2 protein-coding genes are annotated in these 2,115 nt (G+C 36.3%); both read left to right on the forward strand.

Going from position 1 to position 2,115, the window contains the following annotated elements:
* Window positions 1-190: 190 nt before the first annotated feature.
* Window positions 191-1,072 (forward strand): hypothetical protein, encoded by an 882-nt coding sequence (locus tag ACFIM1_RS09120; protein ID WP_375694676.1) that lies wholly within the window; start codon window positions 191-193, stop codon window positions 1,070-1,072.
* A gap of 76 nt (window positions 1,073-1,148) precedes the next feature.
* Window positions 1,149-2,033, forward strand: coding sequence for a hypothetical protein (locus tag ACFIM1_RS09125; protein WP_375608869.1), 885 nt, complete (start codon window positions 1,149-1,151; stop codon window positions 2,031-2,033).
* Window positions 2,034-2,115 lie beyond the last annotated feature (82 nt).

Genomic DNA, 2,115 nt, shown 5'->3' on the forward strand with positions numbered 1-2,115 from the left:
AAATTTGCCAATTTACAACGATTTATGGCAATGCTGTGCTTAAAGAAAATAAGAAATTTTCTGAAGATGTCTGTGGTCTTGATCAGGATATAAATAAAGCTGCATAAATAACAGCGCGGGCGGTGCGGGGGCGCCTCCTTATAACCATTTCATTTAAAAATTTGTTTGAATATTAGATTAGGAGCTACCTATGACCACTAAAAATGTATCCAAAAAATATGAAATTACAGACGAAATCAAAGAAGTTAAAGATGCAGAAACCGGTCAACCTAGATACTTTTATCGCATTCGTGCATTAAGGGATTTCGATGATGTCAAGGCTGGTCAATTGGGCGGCTTTATTGAGAAGGAAGATAACCTTTCTCATGATGGCAATTGCTGGGTTTATGACGATGCAATTGCAGCATATGATGCCGTTGTGAGTGAAAATGCTAAAATACGTAATGAAGCCGTTGTTGCTCAAAATGCTAAAGTTTATGGTAACGTTGTAGTGAGTGATAAAGCCAAGGTTTATGGTCGTGATACCCATGTTTATGGCAATGCTAAGATTTTTGATAATGCTAGTATTAGTGGTACCATGTGGATTCGTGGCAAGGGGTGGGTTTATGGCAAGTGTGTGGTTAATGGCAATGCCAAGGTTTATGATCATGCTAAGGTTTGTGGTCAAGTTTGTGATAATGCCGTGGTTTATGGAAAAGCTTTTATTAGTATAGAGGCAAAAATTTATGACAATGCCAAGGTTTGGCATAGCGCTTATGTGAAGGGCTTTGTTTATGGCAATGCAAAAGTATCAGGATCTGCTTCTATTTATGAGGGGGCGCATATTTTTGATCATGCTAGGGTTTATGGAAAAGCGGTTGTTTATAAAGATGTCAAGGTTTATGGCAATGCGCGTGTTTATGAGAATGCCATGATTTATGAAAAAGTAGAAATCTATGATGATGCATGTGTTTCTAACAGATCTATTATTGCTGAGGGTGTAAAAATTTATGGCAATGCCGTTCTTAAAGAAAAGAAAATATTCCGTGAAGATATTTGTAGTAATGATGCCATTAGTGAAAAAGCAGCATAAGACAGCAGCGGCGCGGCGGGGGCGCCCCTCTTTAAAACTCTTTCATTCAAAAATTTTCTTTAAAAGGCATTTCACTATGAAAAAAACATATGAACTTATTGATCTCATAACACGCAATAAAGAAGAAGAAAGTGAAAATCATAATCTCTTTGCTCTTAAATGGACGATATATGATCAAAGCCTTCATAGTCCTTTACGTCCTGAGAATGAAAAGCAAGTACCTAGAAAATATGAATTAACAAGTGAGACAAGGGAATTTAATGGACATATATTACACCGTATTAGAGCCATTAAAGATTTTAAACATTTTTTTGGTGATAATAATAACTTTTGTATAAAAGCAGGTACCTTAGGCGGTTTTATAGAAAATGAAAGCAATTTAGATCATCGTTATGGTTGCTGGGTTAGTGATGATGCTATGGTTTACGGTGGCGCACGTGTTGTAATGGATGCTCTTGTGTACGGTAATGCTGTTATTTATGAACAAGCGTGTATTGGTGGGCATGCACATATTTATGACAATGCACAGATTTATGGTAAAGCCAAGGTTTGTGGTACTGCTCATATTTATAACAATGCGCATATTTATGAAAATGCTTGTATTGATTTTAGAAGCCATGTTTATGAAAATGCTCATGTTTATGGCAATGCAGAAGTTGGGTTTTCTCATGGTGAAGATAAACCTGAGATTTATGGCAATGCACGTGTTTATGATAATGCAATAATTGAAGACAATGCTAGGATTTATGGGAATGCACAAGTTTACGGGCGCGCTCGTATTAGAGAGAAAGCTAAGGTCCGTGATAATGCACAAGCATGTGGAACGTTAGATCTTTTAAACGATGCGGTTTTAGCGGGTGATAAAAAACTCACAAGAGGTTATAGAGATTTTATTGGCAAAACTAAAATCACTAAATTTGGTCATTTTAAAATAATAGAAAAAATACACAAAGTTGTTTAATAGGCGGGCTGCTTTATAGCAAAAAAAGCCGTGTCCTTTTAAGACACGGCTTTTATTATCAAAACAGCTAGCGATCTAAATA

The organism is Bartonella sp. AC158YNML (assembly GCF_042196725.1).
Lineage (GTDB): Bacteria > Pseudomonadota > Alphaproteobacteria > Rhizobiales > Rhizobiaceae > Bartonella.